The 13,130-nt window shown below is 43.8% G+C and carries 2 protein-coding genes; both read left to right on the forward strand.

Going from position 1 to position 13,130, the window contains the following annotated elements:
• Nucleotides 1–6: 6 nt before the first annotated feature.
• Complete coding sequence (locus tag ACWJJX_RS02905; protein ID WP_454022721.1) at nucleotides 7–5,709, forward strand: type I polyketide synthase; 5,703 nt, start codon at nucleotides 7–9, stop codon at nucleotides 5,707–5,709.
• Nucleotides 5,709–13,091 carry an SDR family NAD(P)-dependent oxidoreductase gene (locus tag ACWJJX_RS02910; protein ID WP_454022722.1) on the forward strand — a complete coding sequence of 2,461 codons (7,383 nt, stop codon included), beginning with the start codon at nucleotides 5,709–5,711 and terminating at the stop codon, nucleotides 13,089–13,091. Before ACWJJX_RS02905 ends, ACWJJX_RS02910 begins: the two co-directional genes overlap by 1 nt.
• The last annotated feature ends 39 nt before the right edge of the window (nucleotides 13,092–13,130 follow it).

Raw genomic sequence — 13,130 nt, forward strand, 5'->3', positions numbered from 1 at the left:
AGACAGGTGGCCAGTAATCAAAACTATCAGTTCACATTAACAATTAAACATACGGACTATATTGTCAGGGATCACCGGGTGCATGGCACCCGGATTATACCCGGTGTCACATTTTTAGATATGATATACCGTATGGCGCTGAGCAAAGGTTTGCCTATTGAAGAACTCGAGTGTCAGAATATTTTGTATTTGGAACCTGTAGCAACATCGGATACTTTTGACAGAGAAATCCGCATCCGTTTTCAGGGATTGGAACAGGGATGGGAAATTCAGGCGAAGAGCAGAAAGGTAAAAGATGACCGCATTCTGGATGAAAGCTGGGATGAGAATATGAACTGCAGGCTCATGCAGAAATTCCCGGAAAGCATGAGTTCAATTCATATCGATGAAATCAAACATGCCTCCGTCCGTGAAGCCGATATGGAGATATGTTATGACTATTTAAAAAAGGTTGATATAGAGCATTTTGAATTTATGAAGAGTCTGGGGAAGGTTTATGCGTCTGATCATTCTGTACTTGCAGAGTTGTCGCTCAGCCAAATTGCCAAACAATATACCGGCTATTTTCAATTGCATCCCACTTTTCTTGATGCGTCTACCATCATATCGATCCTTTATCAGGCATGTCCCGAATATTTTACACAAGGATCTCCGGCAAGCCGGATGAAAACGTATATTCCCATTCATATTGAATCTTTCCGTATGACGAAGCGCCTGGAAGACAGGTGTTATGTGTACATAGAGAAGCAAGACCAACATCATGATTCAGGGGATGTCATCCAAGTCAGTTACGGTTTGTACGATGCACACGGGGAGATGATCGCTTATTTTACGCGGCTGTCTGTGAAACATATTCGCTCAAAAGATTTAATTGAAAATCTGAAGCAGACTCGTTTGGAAACTGAAGCGGCTTCTCAGCCAAAAGACGGCTTGATCAGAAAAGATTCCATCATAGATCGAAGCGAAAGCATTGAGACACACCTTAAAGAATTAATATCCGGGGTTTCAAATCTAGATCTGCGTGACATAAGGACAGACATTGGTTTTTATGAACAAGGCCTGGATTCCGCTTCTTTGCTTGCCATTGTCAAAGAACTTGAAAACAAAACAGGGGAACAGCTGTATCCTACACTCCTGTTTGAGCAGAAAACGATCCGGGAACTCGCCGCGTATATTAAAGAAAATAAAAAAATGTCCAGTTATTTCTTAACGCAAAATCAACCGGCTGAAAAGCCTGACATGAAAGAAAGTAAGAACGAAAATCTTTCCGCTCTTATAACAGAAGGAGACATTCAGCAGCTGATCGCAGACATCAAAGGGACTGCCCCTGAAACACTCTCTGTGGTAAAAGGTTTTTATGAACAAGGCCTGGATTCCGTCACACTAATGCAAGCCGTAAAAGCATTGGAGGAGAAAACAGGCAGGGAACTGTATCCTACTTTATTGTTTGAGTATCCGACGATTCAAAAACTTGCAAATTATTTTGCGGAGAGCGGCGAAAAGACTTCCGTTGACAAAGACCTCCCTCTTCATCATGGAGAGAATCATACGGCTCTGACCTATTTAACGCCGTATTGGAGACAAAAGGCTGCCGCTTGGGACCCGCATTGCGGAAATAAAAAGAAAAGAACATGTCTGCTGTTTCAATATAACAGAGAGCTTTTTCATTTTATGCGGGAAAATGGATTCGAAAATACACAGATCATTCTCGTTTTATCAGGGAATCGTTTCTCCTATCACGGAGACGGTGTTTATGAGATAGACCACAGGGAGGAAGCTCACTTTGACAGGCTTGCAGCTGATCTGAAAAAAAGGGGGCAAATGCCCGACACTGTGGTGTACGGGTGGCCGGAAGGATCATTTGCCGGCCCGGAAAAAATAAGTGAACAGCTTTCTAAAGGGGCTTACCCGCTATTCTTTTTCAGCCGGGCATTGATGCGCAGCAAGGCGGAAAAAAAGGTTGTATCGCTTTTCCTTTATCCGGCGGATCATAAAAATGATCAGCCGCTTTACGCTTCAGTCCATGGCGCAGGGCAGTCTATTTTGCTTGAGAACCCGAAACTGGCCCTTAAGACAATCGGGATATCAGTTTCAGACAAGTCATCGTTGCCGGCTCTTACAGCTGAAATCATCAGATGCGAATCAACTGAAGCGCATCCGGGAGAAACCGATCTTTATTATGAAGGAAATGTGCGCTGGGTCCGTGCCTTACGGGAAGCAGAACCGGCACAAAACTCAAGTTTCTCCTTTAAAGAAAACGGAGTATACATGATTACAGGAGGGGCCGGCGGCTTAGGCCTTATATTTGCAGAACATATCGCAGCGCAAACGAAAGCCAATATTATTTTAGCGGGCCGTTCTGAACTGACGGAAGACAAAAAGAACAAAATCAGCCGAATGAAAGCAGGCGGTTCTTCGGTTCAATATATAAGAGGAGATTTTTCAGATAGCCGCGATGCAGAGCGAATCATAAAAACCATTAAAAGGCAATTCGGAGAAATCAACGGTGTGATACACAGTGCCGGTGTGACGCACGACGCTTTATTGATTCAAAAATCAAAAGATGAAATTCAGGAAGTGATCGCTCCGAAAATAAATGGGACGGTCTTATTGGACAGCTTGCTGCAAACCGAACCTTTGGACTTCTTTGTGATGTTTTCATCAAGCAGCTCGATGTACGGGAATATCGGACAGACGGATTACGCCCTGGCCAATAGGTTCATCGATCTTTTCGCTGAGTGGCGTGAAGGAATGAGGCAGAAAAAAGAACGCTCCGGCGTCTCAGTAGCCATCGGCTGGCCCCTATGGGAAGACGGCGGCATGAAAGTGGATAAACAAACTGAAAAATGGATGAAACAAAAAATCGGTATGGTTCCTCTTAGTAAAACCAATGGGATCAAAGCTTTTCAAGATTCACTCTCTCTGAACGCATCACAGCTGATCGTGTTTGAAGGTGACAAAGAAAAATTGGAATCTGCACTTCAAGATACCTTAATGGAGGATGAAAGCCGTGAGATCCAAATAAATGAAACGGCTGATATAAGGCATCAAGACATTGCCATTATCGGATTAAGCGGAAAGTATCCGATGGCTGAAGACTTACCTGAATTTTGGGAGAATTTAAAGAGCGGAAAAGATTGTATTACAGAAATCCCGCCTGACCGCTGGAATTTGGATGATTTCTTCAGCGAAGACAGAGATATGAAAGGGAAGTCTTACAGCAAGTGGGGAGGTTTTATCAGCGGTGCCGATCAATTTGATCCGCTTTTCTTTCATATTTCCCCACGGGAAGCAGAACTTATGGATCCCCAGGAAAGGCTCTTTTTAGAAACGGCCAAAAATTGTTTTGAAGACTCAGGGTACCCGAGAAACATGCTGGAAAAGATGAAAGTCGGTGTATTTGTCGGTGCCATGTGGGGCCAATATCAACTATTTGAAGGAGAAGAAAATGGAGTGGCTTTCTCGCCGGCTTCCGTCTATTCTTCAATTGCCAATCGGGTGTCTTATTACTTTCATTTAAAAGGTCCGAGTTTGGCTCTGGATACAATGTGCTCTTCATCACTGACCTCTATTCATTACGCATGCCAAAGCATACATTGCGGAGAGAGCGATATGGCATTAGCCGGCGGAGTGAATTTGTCAATACATCCGAATAAATATAAGTTCCTCAGCATGGGACAGTTTCTATCAAGTGACGGCAGATGCCGGAGTTTTGGAAAAGACGGAAGCGGTTATGTTCCCGGTGAGGGAGTCGGAGCCGTATTGTTAAAACCATTGAAAAAAGCTATAGAAGATCAAGATCAAATATACGGTGTGATTAAGGGAAGCGCCGTTAATCACGGAGGAAAGACGAGCGGGTATTCCATACCGAATCCGGATGCACAGGCGGAGGTCATTTCAGAAGCGCTTCGTAAAGCTGACATTGATCCGAACACCGTCAATTATATTGAAGCGCATGGAACAGGGACGTCATTAGGCGATCCGATTGAAATTCAAGGACTGAAAGATTCCTATCAATTGAACCATCCTTGCGCCATCGGTTCGGTGAAATCAAATATCGGACATTTAGAATCTGCGGCAGGAATCGCTGCGGTAACGAAAGTGCTTCTCCAAATGAAGAATAAGCAGCTTGTTCCCTCTCTGCATTCCGATATTGTTAATCCGTTTATAGATTTTGATCAGGTTCCTTTTCAAGTGCAGCGGAAAGCGGCTGAATGGAATATTCCGCAAAACAGCCATGCTGTTCATCCTTTAAGAGCCGGGGTAAGCGCTTTTGGGGCAGGAGGGACAAACGCGCATCTTATATTGGAAGCGTATGAGCCGCCAAAAGCTTTTGATCATCAAAGCGGCCGAGTGATCTTTGTTTTATCGGCTCAAGACAAACAACGGCTGATAAAATATGCGAAGGTTATGGCTGATTTTCTATCAGAAAATGAATCGAAGGATAACAATCATAAACTGCGTCTTCAGGATATTGCCTATACACTTCAGACGGGACGCGATCATATGGAAGAACGGCTGGCGATAGTGGCAGATTCCGGGCAGGTCATTGCTGAAGAGCTTTCAGCTTATACCAGGGGTGAAAAAAGCAGCTTAAGCTATACCGGTAATACATTCGAATCAGAAGTTCACAATGAAATGCCTCACGTTTGTTCAGATTACGCCGAAGCAGCATCCAAATGGGTAAACGGAAGAAAGATAGATTGGGAGACTTTTGAGGTGAATCGGAATGCCCGCAGGATTTCTATTCCGGGACAACCGCTGATCAAACAGCGGTATTGGATAGCGGAAAAAGGGGAAGCACTTGTTTCAGCGGATGTGAGTAAGACGGGTCACCCTTTCTTGGGGAGTAACACGTCCGATTTTAATCAGTTCAGTTTCACGAAAAAAATCAGCCGTAATCATCCGTTCGCACTAAGTCTGTCTGAAGGAAACGTGTCCTTTTTCCCTTACGCATCCTTGGCTGAAATGGCTATCGTCAATGCAGCGGCGGCATTTGGACAACCAGTTCAAACATTGACCGATTTATTGTGGACCGAAAGCATGAACGGAATGACTGATATACGGGAACTGATGATTACGCTGACGCCTGAGCGTGACTTTGCGCGGTTTGACATATATGCAGACACAAAAAATGAGAATAAAGTACGTCTTGCCAAGGGAAATGCGCATATGGTTAAGTCTGAAAGCGGTATGCTTCCTGAAGCGCTTGATATTGCTGAAGTCAAATCAGAAATGACTGAACATCCGGCTGAATCGCCTTTTGTCATTGAATCAGCGAAAAACAGTTACGGAATGCTGTCGCTTCATTCAATGCCGGATGAGCTTTATGCAAAAAGAGAAAATTTTACGATTTCTCCTGAAGCGCTTGAGTCCGCGATTCAAGCCAGTGCATTTTTTGTCAGCGGAGAAACCTTCCCGGAATTGATCGGAATGGGAGCGGCGGATGTCTATCAGCCTCTCGCTCAAAATTTTTATGTTTATACTCAAAAAGTGAACCGGCAGAACAGCCGTGATGTAACGTGTCATATGACATTTACAGATGGAAACGGAAGCATTCTGGCGGAGTGCAGAGATGTGAGATTCAGATATGGTCATGAAAAAGACACTGTTCAGACGGACGATGAACTCATTCGTCTCCTGCGTCAATTAGAAACCAATGATATTGATCAGAAGGCTGTATTGAAACAATTAATGGGGGAAGAATGATGAACGGAAAACGTGAACAAATCAGCGATATTCTTGATCTGATTCAAACAGGACAAATGTCGGCTGACGAAGGCTATGCCCGTGTGACATCCATTCAGAATCAAAAATCACGGGCATCGAACCATCCGCTTTTATATTACAAGCCGGAATGGACAGAATCGTTCATTCCGAGTAAGAAGAGCGTGTCCTTGACGGGATTGCTCCTGATTTTTGCAGAAAATGAACGGCAAATACAAGAATTGAGCGGTTTGTTTAAGGACTGCACTCTCTTGTTTGTCATCCGCGGAAAAGAATTTGCTGTTTTACATGATGATACGATTTGTATGAACCACGTGAAAAAAGACGATTATCTAAAGCTGTTCCGATACATTCATGATCATTATCAGCCGCCCGAAAAGATTCTTCACTTGTGGTCTGATTCTCAGGCTGACATGAGTAAGGGAGGTATACAGAAACAATTGGAAAACGGATTGTTTTCTCTTCTGTATATTACACAGGCGCTGATTGAACTAAAATGGAAAAAGATACTAAAACTGACGCATGTTTTTCAAACTGAGAATAAAGAACAACTGCCGCTGCATCATGCTCTCGGCGGATTGGTGAAAACCGTTCACCAGGAACACCCCAATTTTCACTACCAGATTATCAATATCACGCAATCAGAGGGTGCGGGAGCCGCTCTTCCAGCAATAGCTGATATATATCAGAGAGAGTGTGACGAAAAACGGGATAGCCATTTTGAAGTGCGCTATGAAAACGGCAGACGTTTTACGAAAAGCTATAATAAAGCCGGCTCATTCGATTTAACCCAGCCGCTGAAACATCATGAAAATTATCTGATTACAGGAGGCCTGGGCGGTCTCGGTTATATACTGGCAAAACATCTGTCGGAAAAATGGAAAGCGAATCTCATATTGACAGGGCGCTCTGATTTAACTGAAGAGCAGAAAAAAAAGATCGAATATTTAAGAAGTTCAGGTTCAACAGTTGAATATATCCGATCTGATGTTTCAAAACAAAGTGATGCTGAACGGATGTTTGCTTTTGCAAAAGAGCAGTTCGGCACCTTACATGGAGTATTTCACAGTGCCGGCGTACTCCGTGACTCTTTTATCTTAAGAAAGACAAAAGAAGAAATCGATCAAGTCACAAGTTCGAAAGTTTATGGCGCGCTCTGGCTGGCGGAAGAAATCAAAAAAATGAAAGTTGAATTACTTGTCTTGTTTTCATCCACATCGGCAGTCTTCGGATCAGCCGGCCAATGTGACTATGCTTTCGCCAATGCCTTTTTGGATCAGTATGCAGCAGTTATGACCGCAAAAGAGTCTGCCGAAAGGGTGGTGTCAGTCAATTGGCCGCTATGGACTTCCGGCGGGATGAATATTGACGATGAAGGAATATCCTACATGAAACAGGAACTCGGCCTTGACCCGCTAGATGACGGTGACGGAATAGAGGCTCTGGAGAACAGCTTGTGTCAATCATCTGAACAGCTGATCGCCCTGAAAGGCCGAAAAGAAAAGATTGAGGATGTGCTGAAGCGTGCCGGCACAATCAGCTTACATTCAGACCAGCAGGAAGATGCCGATTTACAAAGCGATGAATTAAGACAAAATATCATCAGCTATCTAAAAAATATAATGTCAGAGGAATTGAAATTACCGGCCTCACTCATAGATGAAAAACAATACCTGGAGAAATACGGCATTGATTCAGTGATGATCATGCGTCTGACCAAAAAGCTGGAGCAAAGTATCGGCAGATTGTCGAAAACATTATTTTTTGAATATCATTCCATATCGCAGTTAGCCGAATATTTCCTGAGTCATCACAGCGAACGAATGATGAAACTGCTGAACCCGGCCGGCAAATCTGAACTTGTTTCATATCAAAAAAAGCAAAAAAGAAAACCAGTGGAAACAAAAGCGCCGGCACGCTCTGAAGGAGAAGGTTCAAAAGAGCACATTGCGGCCGATCCCCTTTCTGCTGATATAGCCATTATCGGTGTCAGCGGCAGATATCCGGGTGCGGAAAACATCAGAGAGTTCCAGAATGTGCTGATGAATGGACGGGATTGCGTAAGCGAAATTCCTGATGACCGGAAGGAAATGCTCGAGGGAAGCTGCTATAAGTGGGGAGGTTTTCTGAAAAATCCAGACCGGTTTGATCCTTTATTTTTCCGGATATCACCGAAAGAAGCTGCTTTTCTTGATCCTCAGGAACGTCTCTTTTTAGAGACAGTGTACAATACCATAGAGGATGCGGGTTATAAACCTTCAGATCTGACCCGCAAAAAGGTCGGAGTATTTGCAGGCGTCACATATGGAAGCTATCAATTTTTCGGCGTTGAAGAATCACTTAAAGGAAATGAACTGGCCGTCGGGTCTCCATTTTCTGCAATAGCAAACAGAATATCGTATTTCTTTAATTTTAAGGGGCCGAGTATGGCGGTGGATACAATGTGTTCATCCTCTCTTAACGCCATTCACTTAGCCTGTGAAAGTATACGAAGAGGAGAAAGCACACTTGCTGTTGCGGGCGGGGTCAATCTTACGCTTCATCCGAATAAATATACATTATTAAATCAAAGCCGCTTCTTTGCAAGTGATGGCCGATGCCGTACATTCGGCGAGGGCGGTGACGGTTATGTACCGGGAGAAGGAGTGGGCTCCGTACTTTTAAAGCCGGCGGCGGAAGCGGTAAGGGACGGAGATCATATTTATGCGCTGATTAAAGCGACAGCGGTCAATCACGGAGGGAGAACAAACGGTTTTACGGTTCCTAATCCAAATGGTCAGACTGAACTGATACAGGACGCGCTTCAGAAAGCTTGTATTGACCCTCGTACAATTAGTTATATTGAAGCTCACGGAACGGGAACTTCTCTGGGAGACCCGATTGAGATCACCGGATTAACAAAAGCGTTTCGGGAATTTACGGAGCATACTCAATATTGTTCAATCGGTTCTGTCAAATCAAATATCGGTCATCTTGAGGCCGCAGCGGGAATTGCCGGTTTGACAAAGGTTCTTTTGCAAATGAAACTGAAAAAACTGTTTCCTTCCATACATGCAGAGACGTTGAATCCAAATATTGATTTTAAAGCATCTCCCTTTTATGTACAGCGGTCATTGCAAGACTGGAAGAAACCGAAACTGCAGGAAAACGGAAAAACAGTAACTGTTCCGAGAAGAGCGGGAATCAGCTCATTCGGAGCGGGAGGAACGAATGTTCATATCATTATAGAAGAATATGAAGAAACAAACGTCTCAACAGAACATGTTGAGAACGAACCGCATATTGTCCTGTTATCTGCCAAAGACAATGAACGTCTTCTTGAGTATGCCGAAAACATGAAAGATTTTATTCAGCGTTCACTAAGTCCTGAAGTAAAGGATAAACAGCCTGATATGAAAGAAAAGGTGAATGAAGTACTCAAACCGTTTGTTTCGGAATTGCTTCATATTCATCCGGAAGAAATTAATATTTCTGATCACCTGAGTGAATTTGGCGTAGGTCCTTTGGAATTAAGCCGGATGGCGGATTTTATTAACGAAATGTTTCATATTGAACTCACGATGTATGAATTAACGGATTGCCCCTCCATTCAAGCGGTTACTGAATACTTACTGAAGGAATATGCCGGAGCGATAAGAGACATGTTCCCGAATGAAGTGATGGAAGGCGGCCAATCGGAAAGCGTCGTTTTACGGGATCTGGCATACACTACACAATCGGGCAGAGAAGCGATGGAGGCCAGAGCGGCGATTACCGGTACCTCTCTTAAAGAAATGAAAGATAAATTATCTGAGTTTTGCCGCGGTGACAAGCAAGTTCCAGGCGTATATGTTAATCAGCAATCAGATGCATTTGCTGAAAAAATGAAGGCGTTAACAGAAGGCAGAGCAGGTGAATTGTTTGTAAAGACCATTATTGAGAACGGTGAAGCGGAAAAGCTGGCTCAATTATGGGTTTGGGGGGCGGATATCGACTGGAAATCCGTTCATCAACATTTACAGCAGCCGGGTAAACGGATCTCAATTCCGACTTATCCGTTTGCAAAAGAACGTTATTGGGTTCCGTTCAGGACTGAGAGGGCAGAGATCCCTCAGCATTCTTTTCAACATCACTTGCAAAAAAAATGGAGGGAGAATCCGTTTGTAAATCCTTCCGAAACAAAAGAGTACGGACTGACAGTTGTATTTGTGAATCAAGACACAGAATCAATTGCCCGCACCATTTGTTCGGATATAGATCAGGAGAATCTGATTGTCATAAAACATCACTCTTCATTTATAAAACACTCTGATCAAATGTTTGAGTGTTCTTTATTAGATGAAAACCACGCATACGACGTTATCTGTGAGGTCTTTTCGGGCGGTGAGCGGCAGGTCGAAAATATATTTGATTTCTCAGATATCGGAAACCAGAGTGAAAATCAGAACGGCATCCCATATGGTAAATTCTTATTTATACAAGAAATAATTAAGCGGAGTAAAAAGGAAACACCATTATCCATTTTACAACTAACCAATGGCTTGCAGGTATTTAAAGCGGAAAAACCAAAGCTGACGGGTGCAGAATCAGCTGCTTTTCTGAAAGCCCTTTCTGCGGAATACGGCTTTGTTCATGTGAAAACAATAGATATAGACAGCATGAAAGAAACGCATGAGCTGAAACAAATCTTTGAGATTGAAAGGGCGCAATGTACAGGAGAGAATGAAGTATGCTACCGCAGCGGCGTCAGATATGTTCCGTATTTTGAAGAAGAAAGAATCCATACCGGCGGCGGTCCTGTTTCATTTCCTGCGGATAAAGCCATCGTCATTACCGGCGGAACAGGGGGCATTGGCAGAGCAATAGCTGAAGATTTGGTGAAACGGGGAGTGAAAAAACTCGTGCTGACGGGTACGCGTCCATTACCTTTGCGAAGTGAATGGGATCATTTGCTGAAAGAGGGCAGACAGGACGAAAAGACAGTCAGCAATATAAAACTGTTTCAAAGTTTTGAAGAGAAAGGTGTCGACTATCTGTATTACAGCGGTTCTCTCACAAATGAAGAGAAGCTTCGATCATTCTTTCACCAAGTAAGCCTTGAATTTAAAGATATTAGCGGTGTCATACACTGTGCCGGACTGCACAGCGGCGGAAATCCGGCCTTTATTCATAAAAGAATGAGTGAATTTAAGACGGTGTACGGGCCGAAAGTCACTGGACTTCAGAATTTGGAGCGGATTTTTAATAATAGGCCGCTGGATTTCTTTATTCTGTTTTCATCAATTGCAGCACAGTCACCCAAACTGTCGAAAGGAATGACTGATTACGCGTCTGCAAACGCATATATGGACTATTTCGCGGCTTATCATTTTCAAAAGAGGAGAACGTATTTCACGTCCATCAATTGGCCGAGCTGGAAAGAAGTCGGAATGGGGACTGTGACGAGTCCTTTATATGATGAATTGGGATTGGACTCTCTTTCCACGCGGGAAGGACTGGCGATTTTGTATCATGCACTGGAGAAAAAATCGGCCAATATCATTCCTATCGTGAAAAAAGGAACAGTGTTTCATGCAGATAGTCTCCTGAACATCAATAAAACCGGCAAGGCTTCATTTCCGGCCCGAAGACAGGAGACTCCCGGCACTTTTGATCGTTCAGAAGGGCTTGTCAGTGAACTTTCTGCCGTATTTGCCGAGGAATTGAGCATACCCCTTGAAAAGCTTAACCCAAATACGGATTTTCAGGAATACGGTGTGGATTCTATACTTCTTGTCAGCATTATACATCGTATAGAAGCAATGATTCAGAAAAAAATCGACCCTACTGTGCTTCTTGAACACAACACGATTCTTGGTCTTGCGGAATATATCGGTAAGACGGCGCCGCCGTTGAAAAAACAAATCGAACAGACTGATTCTCAAAGCAGCAATCAGCATGATATGCAGTCTGTGACGAGCCGAAATACAGAACTGCAGACGGCTTCCTCTGCAAAGATAGCTGTTATCGGAATCGGATGTAAGTTTCCGGGCGCGGCTGATAAAGAGGAATTTTGGGACAATCTGAGAAAAGGGAAGAACCATATTAAAGAAGTACCTGATTCCCGGTGGAATATAGAAGAAAATTACTCTCCGGTGCAGCAAAAGGGAAAAAGCATCAGCAAATGGGGAGGATTTATCAATGGAATCGGCAGCTTCGATCCGGAGTATTTCCGTATGGAAGAGGAGAAAGCCATCCAAACGGACCCGCTGATAAGACATTTCTTGGAAACGAGTGTACAGACTGTACGGGATGCCGGTTATGAAGAAACAGAATTATCGGGAAAAAAAGTCGGCGTATTTGTCGGTTCCAGAATGGCCGGCTACGGTCACAAACTGCCGAAAGAAAGCAGCAGCCACATCGTCGGGCTTAGTCAAAACTTTATTGCTTCACATGTGTCGCATTTCTTTAATTTTCACGGTCCAAGCATGGTTTCTGATACCGCTTGTTCTTCTTCATTAGTCAGCATTCATTTAGCCTGCCAAAGCATAAAAAACGGTGATTCAGAAATGGCGCTGGCAGGAGGGGCGGATCTGCTTTTGGATGAAATTCCTTACCTGATGTTAACAGAAGGAGGAGCTCTTTCGCCGGACGGTCAGTGTTTTACTTTTGATGAAAGGGCAAACGGCTTTGTACCCGGAGAGGGTTTTGGCGCTGTTCTGTTAAAACCGCTGGAGAAAGCAAAAGCTGACGGAGATCGGATATACGGTATCATTGAAGCATCAGCTATTAATAACGACGGTGCGACAATGGGAATTACGACTCCGAATCCTAAGCTTCAAGAGCAGGTTATTCAAGATGCATTTGAAAAAGCCGATATCACTCCCGGATCAGTCAGCTACGTCGAAACTCACGGCACAGGCACGATGATTGGAGATCCGATTGAGCTTCAGGCTCTGACAAAAGTATTCCGAAGAGACACAAACAAAACGCAATTTTGCGGAGTAGGAAGTGTAAAAACCAATATCGGACACTTATTAAGCGCTGCCGGAGCGGCAAGTTTCATTAAAGTGATTTTATCAATATGGCATAAGGAAATTCCGCCTACATTGAATTGTGAAACGCCAAATCCCCGCTTTGAATTTGAAAAGTCGCCTTTTTATCCGAATACAGAACTGAGAAGCTGGAAGGATGGAAAACGGAGGGCGGGCATCAGCGCTTTCGGTTTTGGCGGAACAAACGCCCACCTTTTGGTAAGCGGCCTGGATGATTCATATCATTCCGTCAGAACTCCGCTGCCGCCTGCCGAGTTTGTCAGAAAAGAGTACTGGCCGGATTCAAATCGGAAAAAACAAATCAAACAGAATAAAAAACGGCTTCTTGAAATTATTGATGAAACAGAGTAGCACCTGCTCTGTTTCTTTACTTTGTAAAAGAAGAAAGGT

The organism is Bacillus sp. YH3-2-B2, assembly GCF_053663335.1.

Coding starts and splice junctions, on each gene's coding strand:
- ACWJJX_RS02910 (WP_454022722.1), top strand. CDS start 5,709: ATGAACGGAAAACGTGAACAAATCAGCGATATTCTTGATCTGATTCAA.